Origin of the sequence: Pseudoalteromonas sp. OF5H-5, from assembly GCF_021530695.1 — a bacterium.
Taxonomy (GTDB): Bacteria; Pseudomonadota; Gammaproteobacteria; order Enterobacterales; family Alteromonadaceae; genus Pseudoalteromonas.
In genome coordinates, this window is record NZ_JAKGBF010000016.1 from 1 (window position 1) to 17,742 (window position 17,742).

Below are 17,742 nucleotides of genomic sequence, written 5' to 3' on the forward strand. Positions count from 1 at the left end.
ACGAAATAAAATCTTTTTGAGTTCTGATTTAAAAGAACATGGTGCGGAAAGAGAGACTTGAACTCTCACATCCGAAGATACTGGAACCTAAATCCAGCGCGTCTACCAATTCCGCCACTTCCGCACATCTTTTAGCGTTAGTTATTGGAACCTAAATCCAGCGTCTATATTAAGACAACTGCTAATTCCGCCACTTCCGCACATCTTTTAGCATTAGTTATTGGAACCTAAATCCAGCGTCTATATTAAGACAACTGCCAATTCCATTACTTACGCATATTTTTTTGCGACAACAAATCGATGAGTTTTGGTAGTAGTTAAAGCATGGTGGCTATGCCCTGATTTGAACAGGGGACCCCATCATTATGAGTGATGTGCTCTAACCAGCTGAGCTACATAGCCATCTCTTTAACTTCTCATCATCGCTGATGCGGGGCGTATTATGCGTATATGCCCCCAAGCCGTCAACACCTTTTTTGCAAAAAATCTGCTAACACAGTTTGTTTGCAGATAAATTAAGCGAAACGGCTTGTTTTTATATCAAATCATGCGGGGCAATTGCAAATTTTTAACAAAACCTGTGAATTTTTATTCCTTTGAAGTCTATAACTTACTCTGAAGAGCAAGGTACTTATTTGATTAAAAAGCAGAGTTGATAAAACTAAAAAGGAGCCGAAGCTCCTTTTATTGAAATAGCGTGTAGTAACTATGGTTACACGTTAAATAAGAAGTTCATCACATCGCCATCTTTCACGATGTATTCTTTACCTTCTTGACGCATTTTACCTGCGTCTTTCGCACCAGATTCACCACGGAACTCGATATAATCATCAAAGCCGATAGTCTGTGCACGAATAAAACCACGTTCAAAGTCTGTGTGGATTTTACCAGCAGCTTGAGGTGCTGTCGCGCCAACAGGGATAGTCCATGCACGCACTTCTTTTACGCCAGCTGTAAAGTAAGTTTGCAGTTTCAACAACTCATAACCACCACGGATCACGCGGTTTAGGCCTGGCTCTTCTAAGCCTAAGTCATCCATAAACTCTTTCTTATCTTCTTCTTCAAGTTCAGAAAGTTCAGCCTCAATTGCTGCACATACAGGGATCACAACCGCGTCTTCTGCTGCTGCAATTTCACGTACTTTGTCTAGGAATGGGTTGTTTTCAAAGCCATCTTCGTTAACATTGGCGATGTACATAGTTGGCTTGATCGTTAAAAAGTTTAGGTAGCTTATTGCTGCCGCTTCTTCTTTATTTAGCTCAAGTGAGCGAAGCGTTAAGCCTTCGTCCAAGTGCGCTTTTACTTTTTCAAGTACAACAAGTTCAAATTTCGCGTCTTTATCGCCGCCTTTCGCTTTCTTCGCGTTACGTAAAACCGCGCGATCTGCAGTATCCATGTCTGCAAGTACCAGCTCAGTGTTGATTACATCAATGTCTTCAGCAGGATCGATTTGACCAGCAACGTGCACGATATTTTCATTTTCAAAACAGCGAACTACGTGACCGATAGCATCCGTTTCACGGATGTTTGCTAAAAATTGGTTACCTAAACCTTCGCCTTTTGATGCGCCTTTTACCAAACCGGCAATATCCACAAACTCCATTGAAGTTGGGATAGTACGCTGAGGGTTTACAATTTCAGCTAGCTGGTCAAGACGAGCATCTGGTACAGGTACTACACCGGTGTTCGGTTCGATAGTACAGAAAGGAAAGTTTGCGGCCTCAATGCCCGCTTTAGTCAACGCATTAAATAAAGTAGATTTACCTACGTTAGGTAAACCAACAATGCCACATTTAAAACCCATAGTGTTTATTCCTAAATTTCTACCGTATTATCTCAAGCACGCATCATGGCGAACGAGAAGCTTAGGTATTACTCAATCAATCGCAGCAGTGAACTGTTACGGTTTAAATGAATGTAGTCGATTTTGCGCTTTTAACACACCGTCTTTTGCGAGTATTTCCATACATCGGACTGCTTCATCCACAGCGGCATCAATTTTCTCTTGATCAGCTTGTGGTGCTTTGCCTAAAACCCAGCCCGTGACTTTGTCTCTGTGTCCTGGGTGACCAATACCAACGCGCAATCGCATAAATTCTTTGTTATTTGCCATTTTAGCGATTATGTCTTTTAAGCCATTGTGACCACCGTGACCACCACCTTTTTTGAGTTTGGCGATACCGGGTTCTAAATCCATTTCATCGTGAGCAACAAGAATACTCTCGACGGGGATCTTATAAAAATTAGCGAGACTCGCAACCGCTTTACCACTTAAGTTCATATAAGTCGTAGGGATCAGCAACTTAAACTCTTGGTTATTGATGAGCACTTTGCCTGTGAGGCCGTGATGCTTAGTGTCTGGTTTTAGGAGGCAGTTGTATCTTCTGGCTAGTTCTTCGATAAACCAAGCGCCAGCGTTATGACGGGTGTTTGCGTATTCGGGGCCTGGATTAGCCAGGCCCACAAGCATTTGAATATTATTCAAGGTGTTAACACCTGAACAATTACTCAGCTGCGTCTTCAGCAGACTCTTCAGCAGGAGCTGCTTTAGGAGCGTTTACTGAAACAACTGCTTGGTCGTGATCTGCACCTTTAGCAAGTTCAACTGAAACAACGCCAGCTGGAAGCTTGATATCAGATAGGTGTAGAGTTTCGCCAACAGCTAGAGTCGCTACGTCAACTTCGATGAACTCAGGAAGTCTTGCTGGAAGACAAGTGATTTCAATTTCAGTTAGTTGGTGAACGATAGTGTTGCCACCTTTAGTTGCTTTCTCTTCGTTGATGAAGTGAACAGGAACTTTAGTGTGAAGCTTTTGAGAAGCATCAACGCGTTGGAAGTCTAAGTGAGTGATCTTAGGCTTGTACGGGTGACGTTGCATATCTTTAAGAATTGCTTCAACAGACTCACCGCCAATGTTTAGCGTTAGGATGTGAGTGTAGAAACCTTCGTCTTCTTGCGCTTTCAATACTTTGTTGTGATCAAAAGTTAGTGAAACTGCATCTTTACCAGCACCGTATAGGATTGCAGGAACTTTGTCAGCGCGACGTAGGCGGCGGCTCGCACCAGTACCTAGGTCAGAACGTACTTCAGCGTCTAATTTGTATACAGACATGGATGTCTCCAAAATAATTTAAGTTAATGTGTCAGAGAGCTCGCGACCAAGCTCCCTGCCTAAAAAAGGCGCGCCAATATACCACTAACGCACTTGCAATGAAACCTATAAAACAAAAAAAGCACCAGAGGTGCTTTTTGGCTAATCAGTTTTGGTGCCGATTAGTGTTGAAACATCGCAGAGATTGACTCTTCGTTGCTGATACGGCGGATAGTTTCGGCCATCATATCTGCAAGTGTTAGTACTTTGATGTTATCAAGCGCTTTCAATTCATCAGAAAGTGGAATTGAATCAGTCACGATAACTTCATCGATAACTGAGTTGCGTAGATTTTCCGCAGCATTGCCCGAAAGTACTGGGTGGGTTGCGTAAGCGAATACGCGTTTTGCACCATGCTCTTTAAGTGCTGCTGCTGCTTTACATAAAGTACCGCCTGTATCTATCATGTCATCGACAATGATACAGTCACGACCAGCAACATCACCAATGATGTGCATAACTTGAGAAACGTTAGCCTGTGGACGACGCTTATCAATGATCGCTAGGTCTTTATCATCTAACAGTTTTGCAATCGCACGAGCACGAACCACACCACCGATATCAGGTGAAACTACTACTACATCTTCGAACTTACGCTCTTTCATGTCTTCGATTAGCACTGGGCTACCGAATACATTGTCAACAGGTACGTCGAAGAAGCCTTGGATTTGTTCTGCGTGTAGGTCAACGGTAAGAACACGGTCAACACCTACGCTTGAAAGGAAGTCTGCAACAACTTTAGCAGTAATTGGAACACGAGCAGAGCGCACGCGGCGGTCTTGACGTGCGTAACCGAAATAAGGAATAACGGCTGTGATACGACCAGCAGATGCACGACGTAGCGCATCAACCATGACGATTAACTCCATTAAATTATCATTTGTAGGAGCACATGTTGATTGGATGATGAATACATCTGAACCACGAACGTTTTCGTTGATTTGAACGCTAATTTCACCGTCGCTAAAACGGCCAACAACGGCATCACCTAACTCAATAAACAAACGTTTTGCAACTTTTTGAGCTAGCTCAGGTGTTGCGTTACCAGCGAAGAGCTTCATGTCGGGCACGGTAGGGTTCCTCAGGCACTGAATTTTTTGGACTAACATGCAATGACCATGAAATAAAAAAGTCAAAACAAGCTAACTTAAACAATTTACTTCTAGTTTTGCCAAGCGCGCAATTGTCGATGACAAATTGACTCACTTGTATTTTGGGCAATAAAGCCCTGCCAAGATGAAGGTAGAGTTTCGAGCACACGCAGCGCTGCCTCACGATTTTCAAACTCCGCGAAACAACAAGCTCCAGTACCAGTCATTTTGGTTGGTGCATATTTTAGCAACCACGCGAGGGTCTTTTCAACCTCGGGGTAAAGCTTTTTGACAAGAGTTTGACAGTCGTTGCCCGTATCCGAGAGTTTCCAACCGTTTTTTAGCTTAGGCGTATTGCGCGGTAAGTCTGGGTGGGTAAAGACTAACGCGGTGCTGACATGAACGGGGGGGGCAACCACCAAATACCATTTTTTTTCGATGTCAATTGGCTCAAGTTGCTCGCCAACGCCGTGGGCTACAGCTGTTTTACCTTCAACAAAAACAGGCACATCGGCGCCTAGCTGGAGACCGAGTTTTGCAAGTTCTGGGATAGTAAGCTGACATTGCCACAGCGTATTGAGTGCCAATAAAGTTGTCGCGGCATCGGACGAGCCACCACCAACACCTCCACCCATGGGAAGCCGTTTATTTAACTGAATATCGACACCAGCCGCAATTTTTTTATAGGGCTCAAGAATTTTGGCGGCTTTATAAATGAGGTTATCTTCAAGTGGAATACCTGCGGTGTCACCACAAATGACGATTTCCTGCTGGTTACTGGTTAGCGTAAATGCTAATTCATCACCAAAATCTAAGAAAGTAAATAAAGTTTCTAGTTCATGGTAGCCGTCTTCTCGACGGCCATTGATATGCAAAAAAAGATTTAATTTTGCCGGTGCGCTTAGCGTCAATGTCTTCATTTAAACTGCCATGAAGTGATTAATACTTTGACCTCAATATTGGTCGACGAGAGTTTCATGCGGCTAGGCAGCCACATTCCGTCTTGCATTTTATATTGTTGATAGGTGATTTGCCACACTCGGCCAGATGGGCTTTGCCACTGTGCATTGCTTATTCTGCCAAGATCATCAAGTTCACTGGCAGGCGCTTCAACTAAGCCCGTTAGCCATTGAGGGGCTTGATTGACCGGAAGAGAGAGACCACTTAAACGCTTAACTAAATCGCTACTGTCCATGCCTTTATGGACATTGTCTTCAAAGGTCAGCTCCGAATGTGTGTCTAATTCTTCTAGCTCGAATATGCGGGTGCCCACAAAACTGGTTAAAATCAGATTTTGTTTCTCTTCTTTTAAATACCAATTAAAGTTAGCTGATTGACGATTGTCTGGGGCAATAAATGCAAGTTTACCTCTCGCTTGCCAATTTTTTTGTTGTTTTAGCCTAGATTGCCAGTCTTGTGCTACGTTTTGCTGAGGTAATTGTTGCGCACAACCCGTTAAAATTAATAAAAATATGAGTAAAATCAAATGAAGTTGTCTCAAAGGCCTTTCCTTACTTTCCATATTCGATTGATTTTTGGTAAAATTGCCGGCTTTAAAGCAGGGCTCGAGCAATACTGGCATCTATGACCATCATCGCACTTGGTATCAATCACAAAACCGCGTCTGTAGAATTACGTGAAAAAGTGGCGTTTTCTCCAGAACAGCTTACAGAAGCATTGCACCAACTCCAACATTCTTCGCAGTTTAAAGAATCTGTGATTGTGTCGACCTGCAATCGAACCGAGATCTATTGTAGCCTTGAGTCTGCTGATCCCCAAGCACTACTCGGTTGGTTGTCAGATTTTCATAACATAGAGCAACGAGACTTAACAGAAAATGTCTATGTGCATATGAATCAGGATGCAGTGAACCATTTAATGCGAGTTGCCTGCGGTCTTGATTCATTGGTGTTAGGTGAGCCACAAATTCTTGGCCAAATTAAACAAGCTTTTAGTACGGCCAAACAACACCATGCAATTCAGCCAACATTTGAGCGTTTATTCCAAAAAACTTTTTCGGTGGCGAAGCAAGTGCGCACCGAAACCGATATTGGTGCAAGTGCTGTCTCAGTGGCGTATGCCGCTGTTAATTTAGCAAAGCATATTTATGGTCAATTGGATAAAACTCAGGTCTTGTTAATTGGTGCCGGTGAAACAATAGAGTTAGTTGCTAAACACTTATCGCAGCATAATCCAAAGTCAATCACAGTCGCGAACCGCACAATTGAGCGCGCACAAAACCTAGCAAAAGAAGTTGGCGGCAGTGTTATTTCACTGGCACAGTTACCAGATGCGCTACCAAGTGCAGACATTGTTATTAGTTCAACTGCGAGCACCTTACCAATTATCGGTAAAGGAGTGGTCGAGCAAGCGCTTAAAAAACGTCGCCATAAACCAATGTTATTTATTGATATCGCGGTGCCTCGCGATATCGAAAGCCAAGTGTCAGAGTTGGATGCTGCTTATCTTTATTCAGTTGATGACCTACAGGCGATAGTCAATGAAAACTTGGCCAGTCGTGAACAGGCGGCTATTGAAGCGCAGCAGATCATCGATGTACGCACGCAAGAGTTTTCCGAGTGGCAACGTTCGCTGCATTCAGTGGATGTGATTAGACAGTATCGCCAAAGCGCGCAAGAAATTAAAAATGAGCTCGTGGACAAAGCACTAAATCAGCTACAATCGGGCAAAGAAGCAGATAAAATTATTATTGAATTAGCAAATAAGCTGAGTAATCGACTAACACACGCACCAACACGCGCCATTCAAGAGGCTGCGAAAGAAGGCGATATAGATAAGTTAGCGCAACTCAAGCAAACATTAGGTATTGAGCAGGAATAACGTGTAAATGAAAGAGTCTGTATATCGTAAGTTAGAAACCTTAGTAGAGCGCTATGAAGAAGTTCAAGCGATGCTAAGCTCGCCTGAGGTGATTAGCGATCAGAACCGCTTTCGCGCCTTGTCAAAAGAGTTTTCAGAATTGGAAGACGTAGTTAAAGCGTTTACAGCCTACCAGCAGGCTCAGGAAGACGTCGCAACTGCTGAAGAAATGCTAAAAGACTCAGATCCAGACATGCGTGAAATGGCACAGGAAGAGTATAAAGAAGCAAAAGCCGCCATTGCTGCGCTTGAAGATGACCTTCAAGTATTGATGTTACCCAAAGATCCAAAAGACAATAACAACGTATTCTTGGAAGTGCGTGCGGGAACAGGTGGTGATGAAGCCGCGATTTTCGCTGGCGATTTATTCCGTATGTATAGCCGCTATGCAGAAACGCAAAAGTGGCGCGTTGAAATCGTGAGCGCTAACGAAGGCGAGCACGGTGGCTATAAAGAAGTTATCGCTAACATTAGTGGCGACGGTGTTTATGGCAAACTTAAGTTTGAATCTGGCGCTCACCGTGTACAACGGGTGCCTGAAACCGAATCTCAAGGCCGTGTTCACACCTCTGCATGTACGGTTGCCGTGATGGCAGAGATCCCAGAGGCAGAAGCAATTGAAATTAATCCATCTGACCTAAAAGTGGATACTTTCCGTGCTTCGGGCGCAGGTGGTCAGCACGTAAACAAAACCGATTCTGCTATTCGTATCACTCACTTGCCGACAGGCGTTGTGGTTGAATGTCAGGACGAACGTTCACAACATAAAAACAGAGCGAAAGCACTGTCTGTACTAAGTGCGCGCTTACAGCAAGCAGAAGATGAAAAACGTGCAGCGGCAGAAGCTTCTGAACGTCGTAATCTAGTAGGTAGCGGTGACCGCTCTGAGCGTATTCGTACTTACAACTTCCCGCAGGGCCGTATTACCGATCACCGTATCAACTTGACGCTATATCGCCTTAATGAAGTGATCTCCGGTGAGTTGGGTGCTGTTATCGATCCGCTGGTTATTGAATATCAGGCTGATCTATTAGCAGCAATGAGCGAAAGCGATTAATGCCAACACTTAACATTGCCCAAGCCGTTGCTTGGGCAACCTCTGAGTTGTTACCACACTCCGAGTCAGCAAAGCTCGATAGCGAAGTGTTATTACTCCATGTGATCGATAAAAACCGCACTTATCTCTTTACTTGGCCCGAAGCAGAGCTTTCTACACTAGAGCTGCAGCGATTCGAAGAATGTATCGCACGCCGTGTTGCGGGAGAGCCCGTGGCACACATCACAGGTCAAAGAGAATTCTGGAGCCTGCCTTTAAAAGTTAACAACAGCACGCTTATTCCAAGGCCTGATACTGAAACTCTGGTTGAGCATGTTTTAACTCTCAGCATGCCAAATGACGCTCAGGTGCTAGACTTAGGCACAGGTACTGGCGCGATTGCACTGGCATTGGCGAGTGAATATCCAGCTTGGCAAATCACCGCTGTAGATGCTTCAGCAGACGCCGTGGCGCTTGCAAAGTCTAATCAATCTCAGTTGGGCTTTAGAAACGTGTCGATTTTGCAAAGTGATTGGTTTAGCGCGGTTGCGGAGCAACAGTTTGATTTGATTGTGAGTAATCCACCTTATATTGATGAAGCCGATCACCACTTATCACAAGGAGATGTGAGATTTGAACCGCTCAGCGCGCTGGTCGCGGATGACCATGGCTATGCGGATATTTTTCATATCATCAGGACGGCTAAGCTACATCTGAACTCGGGGGGATATTTGCTACTTGAACATGGCTTTGAGCAAGCAGATAAGATCCAACAGTTTTTTGCAGAAATGGCGTATATTAATATACTTACAATAAAAGATATGGCAGGGTGTGATAGAGTGACGTTGGCAATGTTGCCGTAAAGTCATGAACTCACACGAAAGTTAGGCGCTTCAATAGGATCCGCAATATGGATGATTTTTTGTTTTCAGACGAACCCGCTGACGTAATTGAACCTGAAAAAGTAGGCACTTGGAAGGTTATTATTGTCGATGATGAGCCCGAAGTGCATGCAGTGACAAAGTTAGCACTGAGTGACTTTGAGTTTCAAAAAAAGCGTCTGGAATTTATTAGCGCTTATTCGGGTGAAGAAGCAAAGAAAATCGTCGATGCCAACCCCGATGCTGCGGTGGTGTTGCTGGATGTTGTCATGGAAACTGACGATGCTGGTTTGCAGGTCGCAAAATACATTCGTGAAACCGCCAAAAACAACCATATCCGTATCATTTTAAGAACTGGTCAGCCAGGTCAAGCGCCTGAACGCCAAGTTATCGTGAACTACGATATCAACGACTATAAATCAAAAACAGAACTCACCGCGCAAAAGCTCTTTACTGTGGTCATGTCGAGTTTACGTTCATATCGCGACATTCTCGCCATCGATCAATCAAGACAAGGGCTTGAGAAAATCATTAAAGCCTCCCGAGATATTTTTGCTACTCACTCAATTGAGAGTTTTATTGAGGGCGTGCTACAGCAACTTACTTCGCTGATAGGCACTGTCGACCAAGCTATGTATGCAACTTCACTTGCAGCGGGTAAAGAAGCTGGCCAAACGAACGATCAACTGGTTGTATTTGCAGGGCGTGGAGAATTTGAAAGTAGTGAAGGTAAGCCGATTTCTGAAGTGCTTAGCAGCGATCAAATGGATGCCTGCTTAAAAGCACTACAAGATAAAGATATTGTATATAAAGACAATTACCTATTTGCCTATTGCTCCAGTGACTATAACCACGCCTCAATGCTATTTGTGTCTGGTATTCCTGAATTCTTAACCGAAACTCAGCGTCATTTAATTGATATTTTTGCCCAGAATATGCAATTGGCGTACGAAAATGTACAGCTACAAGCCGAGATTGAAGATACCCAGCAAGAACTGGTGATCCGTTTAAGTGAAGCGCTTGAGCTTCATTCCACCAATACCGGCAATCATGTTAAGCGCGTTGCATATCTTTGTCATACGCTTGCCAAAGAAATGGGTCTTTCTGATAAAGAAGCTGAGCTGGTGAAAATGGCGTCACCACTGCACGACGTGGGTAAAGTTGGTATTCCTGACGCGATTTTAAATAAGCCTAGCAAGCTGGATGACGAAGAGTGGAAAGTCATGCAAACCCATACAGACAAAGGCTTTGACTTGTTAAAAGACTCTCGCCGTGAGATTGTCAGTGCGGGCGCACTAATCGCTCGTGACCACCATGAAAAATGGGATGGCAGCGGTTATCCGAAAGGAAAAAAAGGCGATGAAATACACCTTTATGGTCGCATCGTAGCACTAGCTGATGTGTATGATGCGTTACGCCATAAACGTTGCTACAAAGAGGCATGGAGCCAAGAAGATGCACAAAAAGAGATTACTGCGCAAAAGGGAAAACACTTTGACCCCAAACTCGTGGATGTATTCAACCGTTGTATTAATGAGTTAGAATTGATCCTACAACGTTTCCCTGATTAGAGAATAATATGGATTACATGGCGTTAAAACATACGCACTTACTATTTGTGGTATTGAGCATAGTGCTTTTTTACACTCGCGCGTTTTCGCGTTTGGGTTCAGGTAAATTAGCAACAAACAAAGGCGTGTTTATTACCAGCCACAGCGTAGACACTTTGTTGTTAGTTACAGCGGTCATTTTGGCGGTAACGGCGGGGCTCAATCCTGCACAACAACCTTGGCTACTACAAAAAATCGTATTGGTGTTTGGTTATATCGCATTGGGCTTTGTAATTGCAAAAGCAAGTGTTAAAAAGACCAAATATTTGGCGCTAGGCGCTGCAACATTGGTACTAATGGCCATCGCGCATCTCGCCGTAAGCAAGCAAGGCTTCTTTGCTTAAGCACTTCAATTGGCGCTTGGCTTAACACCGAGCGCTTCTATATCTCCATAATAAGTAAACATTTTTACTATTTCAGCGAACGATAGATTGGTATTACTAAATTTCCCCCCTTGGGAATATGACAAAAAGTGGTAAACTAGTCGTTCTAAATGAAAGCAATTCAAGAGAAACCGAATTCTATGAAGAATGATATCTGGTTAGATGAGAATGACTTATCTCTCGATGACAATTCAGATGCATTTTCCTATCCGCCATTGATCCGTTGTATCAAGGCTGAGCAAAGTTGGGATGCACAAGCTGATACCAATGAAACTTTGTGTCAGTTAGCAGAGCTCGAATTTGCCGTGGATGAAATTCGCCATAAGCATACAAACAATCATAAATGTTTGGATGAAATCTTAGACGCTTTTTATACCTTGTGGCTATTCAGTGGCAGCAGTCAAAAGGTGCCTGAATATAAGCTCAATAGCGTTTGTTACGCACTTTCCATGCGCAGTGGCACCAATACTGCACTGGGTCTTGTCTTAGTGCATCTGCTTGAACGAGCGAAATTAGAGGCCAGTCTTGCCCTAAGCCAAGGGGAGATTGTCGTACACGTCGCTTTTAGCGAAGAAGAAGGTTATGTCATTGAGCCAAGCTCGGGCCACCAGAGCTGGTACATAATTCCAGAAAACGAAAACAATCAAGACAAAGAGCAAGAAAAAGACCAAGAGCCGATGGAGCTTATTTTTAACGAAGAGTCGTTAAAGCTTTATTTGTCTCAGCAAAAATGGGCGTTTATTGCCGCAGAAAAGTTTGGTCACGCGTTAAGTTGCGTCGAGCAATTGATGGATATCTTAGGCGATGATCCTTATGAACGTCGTGATAGAGGCTATCTACTCAACCAATTAAACTGTCCGAAGATGGCAAAAGATGACTTACAATTTTTTGTTGATGAATGTCCGGACGACCCAACTATTGAAGTGATCCAGCATCAGATCAAAGAGTTGGCCGATCATAATAATATTTTGCATTAAAAATAGTTATATAAAAAATAATAACAGCGAGGATTTATGGAGCAAAGCGCTGCGCTCGTTACCAATAACGCGGTAATTATGGGCCTATTGGCCGTTATTCTGGGATTTGTTTTTTACACATCGAGTCAAAAAAGCGGAGTTTGGGCAAAGTTTTACAAGTACGTGCCAGCGCTGTTGATGTGTTATTTCTTACCATCTCTGTTAAATACCTTTGGTATCGTTGATGGCAACAATAACGATGTTTACACGGTAGCAAAGTATTATCTGTTACCCGCTTGTTTGGTGCTATTGACACTAAGTATTGACCTAAAATCGATAGCGGCTTTGGGTAAAAAGGCAATTATCATGTTCCTAACGGGAACGGTGGGTGTGGTGATTGGTGGCCCAATTGCGCTTTTACTTACTGCTACCTTTATGCCTGAGCTACTTGGTGTAACTGGCCCAGAAGCCGTATGGCGTGGTATGGCCGCGCTGGCAGGAAGCTGGATTGGTGGCGGTGCCAATATGGTGGCGATGAAAGAGATTTACGGCGCGGGCGGAGAAATCTTCACCATCATGGTAACGGTTGATATTGTTGTCGCAAACTTGTGGATGGCGTGCTTGCTCTATATGGCGGCGCGCAATAAAGAAATTGATGCGCGAACAGGGGCGGATACTTCTTCAATCAACCGCCTAATTGACAAAGTACAAGCATTTGAAGCTGAGCACGCAAGAAAGCCCGAACTTAAAGATTTGATGATCCTAGTTGGTTTTGCTTTTGGTGCAACGGGGTTTGCGCATTTTGCTGCAGACTTACTGGTGCCATTTTTTAGTAGTAATTACCCAGAGCTGAAGAAGTTTTCTCTTCATAGCAAACTATTTTGGATCATTGTTCTCGTTACGACCATAGGTCTGGCACTCTCGTTTACCAAAGCACGTCAATATGAAGCGGTTGGCGCGTCAAAAATTGGCTCAAGCTTTTTATATATTTTAGTAGCAACCATTGGTCTACACATGGATATCACCAAAATTGTTGAGGCGCCTAAATACGTCGTTATTGGTGTTATTTGGATGGCCGTGCATGTTGGTTTGTTATTTATCGTTGCTAAATTAATTAAAGCACCTGTGTTTTATGTTGCCGTTGGCAGTAAGGCAAACATTGGTGGTGCGGCATCTGCGCCGGTGGTGGCCTCGGCGTTCCACCCAGCCCTTGCTCCGGTCGGTGTGTTACTGGCGGTGCTTGGTTATGCCCTTGGTACTTATATGGCTTGGTTATGCGGACAATTGCTTCGTGTAATAGGCAGCTAAAGGATAAAAAATGAATACAGATATTATTAACGTTGCGGGACGAGAAGTTGCAAACGATAAACCGTTCGTGCTGTTCGGTGGAATGAATGTGCTTGAGTCTCGTGACCTGGCAATGCAAATCGCAGAGCATTACGTTGAAGTCACAAGTAAACTTGGGATCCCATACGTATTTAAAGCGTCATTTGATAAAGCCAATCGCTCGTCAATTAACTCTTACCGTGGCCCAGGCATGGAAGAAGGCTTAAAGATTTTTGAAGAAATCAAAAAGACCTTTAATGTACCGGTTATCACCGATGTGCATGAGCCATTCCAAGCAAAACCCGTTGCGGAAGTTGCTGATGTGATCCAGTTACCTGCGTTTCTTGCCCGTCAAACTGACTTGGTTGTCGCTATGGCAGAAACTGGCGCGGTGATCAACGTGAAAAAACCACAGTTTTTAGCGCCACATGAAATGCGTCATATCATTAAGAAAATCAATGAAGCGGGCAATGACAAAGTTATCCTCTGTGAACGCGGCAGCAGCTTTGGTTATAACAACCTGATCGTGGATATGCTGGGCATGGATGACATGAAGCGTATGGCTCCTGTTATTTTTGATGCGACACATGCGCTACAGCGTCCAGGTGGTCGTAGCGACTCTGCCGATGGCCGCCGTGCTCAGGCTGCTGAGCTTGCTCGTAGCGGTATGGCACTTGGGTTAGCTGGACTTTTTATTGAAGCGCATCCGAATCCAAATGAAGCTAAGTGTGATGGTCCTTGTGCATTGCCATTGGCTAAACTTGAAGGCTACCTACAACAGATGAAAGCGGTAGATGAGCTAGTTAAGAGTTTTGCGCCACTGGACACCAGCGCAGCTGATTTATAATCTATACCCAAGCGACCTCATAATTAGATGTTGTTTGGGGATTTTACTTGCCCGCGGTTAGCGGGTTTTTTATAGGCATGAATGAATGTCACGACGAGTTCCACCATTAAATGCATTAAAAGCCTTTGAGGCGGCGGCACGACACCTGAGCTTTACTAAAGCAGCGGAGGAGTTGTACGTCACTCAAGCTGCGGTTAGTCATCAAATTAAAATCTTAGAAGAACATCTAGGTTTAAAACTGTTTTTGCGAAAAAATCGCTCCTTACTGTTAACTGAGGAAGGGCAGGGCTATTACCTCGATATTAAAGATATTTTTTCACAATTAATCGATGCGACTGAAAAGCTCCTAGCACGAGGCGCAAAAGGGTCACTAACGGTGAGTTTGACGCCGAGCTTTGCAATTCAATGGTTGGTACCAAGGCTGAGCAACTTTAATGAGTTGCACCCTGAAATCGACGTACGGATCAAAGCCCAAGATCACGACGACAACTCGTTAACGGATGACGTTGATGTCGCGATTTACTACGGTCGTGGTAATTGGAATGGGGTGCAAACCCATAAGCTACATACTGAGTATTTAGTGCCGTTATGTAGTCCATTTTTATTAACCGGCCCAAAACCGCTTAATCAGCCAAGTGACTTGGCCCAGCATACTTTACTCCATGACACCACGCGTCGCGCTTGGAAGGCATGGATGAAAACCGCAGGGGTCAGAAATGTGGCGGTAAATACTGGCCCTATCTTCAGTCACTCTTCTATGGTGTTACAGGCAGCAATTCACGGCCAAGGCGTGGCGCTGGGCAATAGCGTACTGGCAAGGCCGGATATAGATGCAGGGCGACTGGTTATTCCGTTTAGTCACCACCTCGAAAGTAAAAATGCCTATTATTTGGTATTTAGAGAGTCGCAGTCAGAGCTGGGTAAAATAGTTTCATTCAAAGAATGGATGCTCGGTATGGTAGAACACGAACAAGAGTTAAATAGTTTATGAGCGCAGTAAATATTGAATGGCACTATGCTGAAAACCCAGTTGCACAGTTTATTTTTGCCCATGGTGCAGGCGCAGGAAGCGATAGCGATTTTATGCAAGAAATGGCTAAATTGCTTGCTTCTAAGGGCGTTCAAGTTGGACTCTTTGACTTTGAATATATGCAGCAAGCCAAACAAGAAGGGAAAAAGCGCCCACCAGAGCGTGCCCCTAAGCTACTCGCGTATTTTCAGCAAGTATTGGCCGCAGTAGAGCCAAGTTTACCGCTCTGCATTGGTGGTAAGTCAATGGGCGGGCGTATGGCATCTATGCTGGCCTGTGAAACCACCGTAAAAGTGGAAGGGGTACTTGCGTTTGGCTATCCATTCCACCCGCCTGGTAAGCCGGAAAAGCTCAGAGTGGACCATTTTCCTGAGTTGAAATGCCCGCTGCTCATTTTACAAGGCGAACGTGATACCTTTGGCAATCGTACAGAGGTTGATGCCATGTGCTTTCCAGAGCAAGTCATGGTGAAATGGCTCAAAGATGGCGACCATTCACTCAAGCCACGTAAGGTGAGCGGTGTAAGCGAGTCAGAGAGCCGCGCGAATGCTGCCGTGATTGCGGCGAATTTTATTGAGGAGCGCTGTCATGGCTAAGCTCTACTTGATTATTGGCAGCGTGTTTTGTTTATTGTCTGTGGCATTGGGCGCGTTTGCCGCTCACGGTCTCAAAGGACGTTTGAACGACTACGCCATTGGTATTTTTAATACGGCGTCACAGTACCAAATGACTCACGGCCTTGCCATTATTGCCACCGCGTTTTTAATCAAATGGGGCCTCAAGGTGCAAGTTGCTGGCGGTTTCTTTATTGCTGGTGTACTGCTATTTAGTGGTAGTTTGTACTTACTCGCCTTAACAGGTATGAAATGGCTAGGGCCAATCACCCCAATCGGTGGTACCTGTTTTTTAATTGCTTGGATTTTATTGATAGTTCAAGCTGCTAAATCTTCCTTTTAATCTAGAGAATCTAATGTCGAGTATCGTTATCTATTGTCGCGGTGGTTTTGAAAGTGACGCCGCAGCCGAAATTAATCATTATGCTGCAAAGCATGGAATTGCTGGCTACGTAAAAGCTAAGCCGAATACTGCTTTTGTAACATTTGAGTGCTTTTCGCCAAATGATGCTGAGACCTTAGCGAAGAAAATCGACTTTAAGAAACTGGTGTTTGCAAGGCAGTGGTTTGTTGGCACTTTACATACCCACATGCCGATTGAAGACAGAGTGAGCGTGATAAAAGCGGCTGTGGAAGGTTTTCCTTTGTGTGGTGAGCTGCGCGTTGAAACGCCAGATACTAATGAAGGAAAAGAACTTTCTAAATTCTGTAAAAAGTTTTCAACCCCATTGTCTAAGGCGCTCGAGAAACAAAACAAGCTGACTCGTGAGGTAAAACCTACCAAGCCTGTATTACACGTATTGTTTCTTGCCAATAACACCGCTTATGTTGGTTATTCGTTTAGTGATAACAATTCGCCATTTTTTATGGGGATCCCGCGTCTGAGAATGCCGTCGGACGCACCAAGCCGCTCGACGCTAAAATTAGACGAGGCATTCCATGTCTTTGTGCCTAAAGATCAGCAAGAAACACGTGTGCGTGCGGGGATGCGAGCCGTTGATTTAGGTGCTTGTCCTGGGGGGTGGACATACCAACTCGTACGCCGTGGCATGTTCGTAGCCTCAATCGATAATGGCCCGATGAATGATGACCTGATGGAAACGGGACAAGTGAAGCACTATCGTGAAGATGGATTCAAATATCGCCCAGAAAAACGCAATATTGATTGGCTGGTGTGTGATATGGTCGAAAAGCCAACGCGTGTTGCTGATCTGATGGTGGACTGGGTGGTGAATGCATTTGCTCGAGAGCTGATCTTTAACTTAAAGCTACCGATGAAAAAACGCTTCGATAGCGTGTATGAATGTCTTACGCTTATCCATGAAGAGCTGCAAAAGTACAATGTGGATTATGAGATCCAAGCAAAGCACCTATATCATGACCGTGAGGAAGTCACGGTACATATTAATGTGCTTAAAGTGCCGCAAAATTTGTATAGCTGATTTGTAGGAGCGATTTTACATCGCGATCTTTTTCACCAACCTCGCCGCATAAAGCGGCTCCCACATCGATGTTATCTTATTTGTAGGAGCGATTTCACATCGCGATATTTTTCACCAACCTCGCCGCGTAAAGCGGCTCCCACACGGGTGTTAGCTTAGTTGTAAGAGCGATTTTACATCGCGATATTTTTCATCAATCTCGCCGCGTAAAGCGGCTCCCACACCTATGTTACCTTATTTGTAGGAGCGATTTCACATCGCGATATTTTTCATCAGGCTCGCCACGTAAAGCGGCTCCCACACCGATGTCAGCTTATTTGTAGGAGCGATTTTACATCGCGATATTTTTCATCAAGCTCGCCGCGTAAAGCAGCTCCCACACGGGTGTTAGCTTAGTTGTAGGAGCGATTTCACATCGCGATATTTTTCATCAAGCTCGCCGCGTAAAGCGGCTCCCACACGGGTATTATCTTATTTGTAGGAGCGATTTCACA

Annotated in this window: 18 protein-coding genes and 2 tRNA genes; 12 read left to right on the forward strand and 8 right to left on the reverse strand. The window is 44.4% G+C overall.

All coding sequences use genetic code 11. The features are described from left to right. Positions 1–39: 39 nt before the first annotated feature. From L1271_RS19675 to lolB, 8 genes are all read right to left on the reverse strand, one after another. Positions 40–124, reverse strand: a tRNA-Leu gene (locus L1271_RS19675). 201 nt (positions 125–325) lie between these two features. Continuing rightward, positions 326–402: transfer RNA gene (locus L1271_RS19680), tRNA-Met, on the reverse strand. Positions 403–712: 310 nt separating this feature from the next. Then, positions 713–1,804: a redox-regulated ATPase YchF gene (gene ychF / locus L1271_RS19685; protein ID WP_010370435.1), complete on the reverse strand. Its 1,092-nt coding sequence runs from the start codon at positions 1,802–1,804 to the stop codon at positions 713–715. A gap of 96 nt (positions 1,805–1,900) precedes the next feature. Next, complete coding sequence (gene pth, locus L1271_RS19690; protein ID WP_128725973.1) at positions 1,901–2,485, reverse strand: aminoacyl-tRNA hydrolase; 585 nt, start codon at positions 2,483–2,485, stop codon at positions 1,901–1,903. Between the two features lie 19 nt (positions 2,486–2,504). Continuing rightward, positions 2,505–3,113 carry a 50S ribosomal protein L25/general stress protein Ctc gene (locus L1271_RS19695; protein WP_095728678.1) on the reverse strand — a complete coding sequence of 203 codons (609 nt, stop codon included), beginning with the start codon at positions 3,111–3,113 and terminating at the stop codon, positions 2,505–2,507. Between the two features lie 161 nt (positions 3,114–3,274). After that, positions 3,275–4,222, reverse strand: coding sequence for a ribose-phosphate pyrophosphokinase (locus L1271_RS19700; RefSeq protein ID WP_010370444.1), 948 nt, complete (start codon positions 4,220–4,222; stop codon positions 3,275–3,277). A gap of 92 nt (positions 4,223–4,314) precedes the next feature. Next, a complete protein-coding gene (ispE, locus tag L1271_RS19705; protein ID WP_235368604.1) occupies positions 4,315–5,163 on the reverse strand; it encodes a 4-(cytidine 5'-diphospho)-2-C-methyl-D-erythritol kinase in 849 nt (282 codons plus the stop codon). Continuing rightward, positions 5,160–5,744: a lipoprotein insertase outer membrane protein LolB gene (lolB, locus tag L1271_RS19710; protein ID WP_158299104.1), complete on the reverse strand. Its 585-nt coding sequence runs from the start codon at positions 5,742–5,744 to the stop codon at positions 5,160–5,162. The genes ispE and lolB overlap by 4 nt, the downstream gene beginning before the upstream one ends. 83 nt (positions 5,745–5,827) lie before the next feature. Between lolB and hemA the strand changes: the two genes are divergently transcribed. The 12 genes from hemA (at position 5,828) to rlmM (ending at position 17,248) form a co-directional block, all read left to right on the forward strand. Beyond that, positions 5,828–7,084: a glutamyl-tRNA reductase gene (gene hemA / locus L1271_RS19715; protein ID WP_010370453.1), complete on the forward strand. Its 1,257-nt coding sequence runs from the start codon at positions 5,828–5,830 to the stop codon at positions 7,082–7,084. A gap of 7 nt (positions 7,085–7,091) precedes the next feature. Continuing rightward, a complete protein-coding gene (prfA, locus tag L1271_RS19720) occupies positions 7,092–8,180 on the forward strand; it encodes a peptide chain release factor 1 (protein ID WP_010607352.1) in 1,089 nt (362 codons plus the stop codon). Next, complete coding sequence (gene prmC / locus L1271_RS19725; protein ID WP_235368605.1) at positions 8,180–9,022, forward strand: peptide chain release factor N(5)-glutamine methyltransferase; 843 nt, start codon at positions 8,180–8,182, stop codon at positions 9,020–9,022. The genes prfA and prmC overlap by 1 nt, the downstream gene beginning before the upstream one ends. Before the next feature lie 47 nt (positions 9,023–9,069). Then, positions 9,070–10,611, forward strand: a complete 1,542-nt coding sequence (locus L1271_RS19730; RefSeq protein ID WP_235368606.1) for a response regulator — start codon at positions 9,070–9,072, stop codon at positions 10,609–10,611. Positions 10,612–10,619: 8 nt separating this feature from the next. Then, the gene (locus tag L1271_RS19735; protein ID WP_029215915.1) at positions 10,620–10,994 is read left to right on the forward strand and encodes a SirB2 family protein; all 375 of its coding nucleotides are present in this window, start codon (positions 10,620–10,622) and stop codon (positions 10,992–10,994) included. A 149-nt stretch (positions 10,995–11,143) separates the two neighbouring features. After that, on the forward strand, positions 11,144–12,010 hold the full coding sequence (locus L1271_RS19740) for a tetratricopeptide repeat protein (protein WP_017217935.1): 867 nt from the start codon (positions 11,144–11,146) through the stop codon (positions 12,008–12,010). Between the two features lie 36 nt (positions 12,011–12,046). Then, positions 12,047–13,297 carry a DUF819 family protein gene (locus L1271_RS19745; RefSeq protein ID WP_102056259.1) on the forward strand — a complete coding sequence of 417 codons (1,251 nt, stop codon included), beginning with the start codon at positions 12,047–12,049 and terminating at the stop codon, positions 13,295–13,297. 10 nt (positions 13,298–13,307) lie between these two features. Beyond that, a complete protein-coding gene (gene kdsA, locus L1271_RS19750; protein ID WP_010370475.1) occupies positions 13,308–14,162 on the forward strand; it encodes a 3-deoxy-8-phosphooctulonate synthase in 855 nt (284 codons plus the stop codon). An 85-nt stretch (positions 14,163–14,247) separates the two neighbouring features. Further along, positions 14,248–15,153 (forward strand): transcriptional regulator GcvA, encoded by a 906-nt coding sequence (locus L1271_RS19755; RefSeq protein WP_088531408.1) that lies wholly within the window; start codon positions 14,248–14,250, stop codon positions 15,151–15,153. Then, on the forward strand, positions 15,150–15,788 hold the full coding sequence (locus L1271_RS19760; protein WP_235368607.1) for an alpha/beta family hydrolase: 639 nt from the start codon (positions 15,150–15,152) through the stop codon (positions 15,786–15,788). The genes L1271_RS19755 and L1271_RS19760 overlap by 4 nt, the downstream gene beginning before the upstream one ends. Then, complete coding sequence (locus tag L1271_RS19765) at positions 15,781–16,149, forward strand: DUF423 domain-containing protein (protein ID WP_130126782.1); 369 nt, start codon at positions 15,781–15,783, stop codon at positions 16,147–16,149. Before L1271_RS19760 ends, L1271_RS19765 begins: the two co-directional genes overlap by 8 nt. A 13-nt stretch (positions 16,150–16,162) precedes the next feature. Continuing rightward, positions 16,163–17,248 carry a 23S rRNA (cytidine(2498)-2'-O)-methyltransferase RlmM gene (rlmM, locus tag L1271_RS19770; RefSeq protein ID WP_088531405.1) on the forward strand — a complete coding sequence of 362 codons (1,086 nt, stop codon included), beginning with the start codon at positions 16,163–16,165 and terminating at the stop codon, positions 17,246–17,248. Positions 17,249–17,742 lie beyond the last annotated feature (494 nt).